The sequence below is a fragment of the Roseomonas sp. GC11 genome, assembly GCF_024437745.1.
GTDB lineage: Bacteria > Pseudomonadota > Alphaproteobacteria > Acetobacterales > Acetobacteraceae > Pseudoroseomonas.
In genome coordinates, this window is sequence record NZ_JANFNY010000191.1 from 1 (window position 1) to 1,188 (window position 1,188).

The window sequence follows — 1,188 nt, forward strand, 5'->3', positions numbered from 1 at the left end:
GGCGCGGGGGGCGGGGCCGCCAGCACGGGCGTCACGGGCACCGGCGGCGCGGCCGGTGGCGCGGGCAGCAGCCCCGATGCCGGTGGTGGTGGCGGCGGCGGTGGGAGCGGCGCGGGCCCTGGTGGCGCCGCCTCTAACGCCACCATCCCCGGTGGTGGCGGCGGCGGCGGTGGCAATGGCTTCACCTCGGGCACGGGCGGCACGGGCGGAGCCACTTACAGCGCGGGCGGCAATGCCACCCTCTATGGCGGCGGCGGCGGCGCGGGCTATTCCGGCGGCAGCGGCGGCAATGGTGCCGATTTCGGCGGCGGCGGCGGCGGCGCCAATGGCGTGGGCGGCAATGGCGGCTTCGGCGGCGGCGGCGGCGGCGGCTCGCAATCCTCCTCCGTGCTGGCCTTCGATGGCGGCACTGGCGGCTTTGGCGGCGGCGGCGGCAACCGCGCCCTGGGTGGCACCGGCGGCGGCGCCGGTGGGGCCGATGGCTCGGGCGGCGGCGGCGCGGCCTTTGGCGGCGCGGTTTTCGTGCGTGATGGCGCCTCGCTGGTCATCGGCGCCGGCGGCTTCTCGGGCAGCAGCCTCACCGCGGGCGCGGCCGGCTCCAGCGGCGTGCTGGCGGGCTCCGCCGGCGCGGCGGTTGGCTCCGACCTTTTCCTGATGAGCGGCTCCACCACCCGCTTCGCGCCGGGCAATGGCAATACCCTGACCCTTGCCGGCACCATCGCCGATGACAGCGCCACCAGCGTCGCCGCCGGGCAGAGCTATTCCGCCGGCAGCGCCGCCGGGGCGGCGGTGACGGTGGAAAGCGGCCTGGTGGTGTTCCAGAGCGCCAACACCTATGCCGGCGGCACCACCATCTCGGGCGGCACGCTGCAGATCGGCAATGTCGCCTCGCTCGGTTCGGGCGGGCTGGTGCTGAGCGGCGGCGGTGTGCTGCAAATCGCCGTCGCGGGCTTCAGCCGCAGCGGCGCCGTCTCGCTCGGCACGGGCGGTGGGGTGATCGACACCTATGGCAATGACGCCGCCATCGCGGGCGTTATCTCCGGCACGGGTGCACTGGACAAAACCGGCTCCGGCACGCTGACGCTCTCGGCGGCCAACAGCTATACCGGGCTGACCACGGTGTCCGGCGGCACGCTGGCGCTCTCCGGCGCGGGGGATCTCTCGGCCTCCTCGGGCGTGTCGCTGACG

The 1,188-nt window shown here is 75.7% G+C and carries 1 protein-coding gene; it reads left to right on the forward strand.

All coding sequences use genetic code 11. The features are described from left to right. Positions 1-1,188: autotransporter-associated beta strand repeat-containing protein (locus NON00_RS24545; protein WP_256025428.1), on the forward strand; the 1,188-nt coding region annotated here is incomplete at both ends.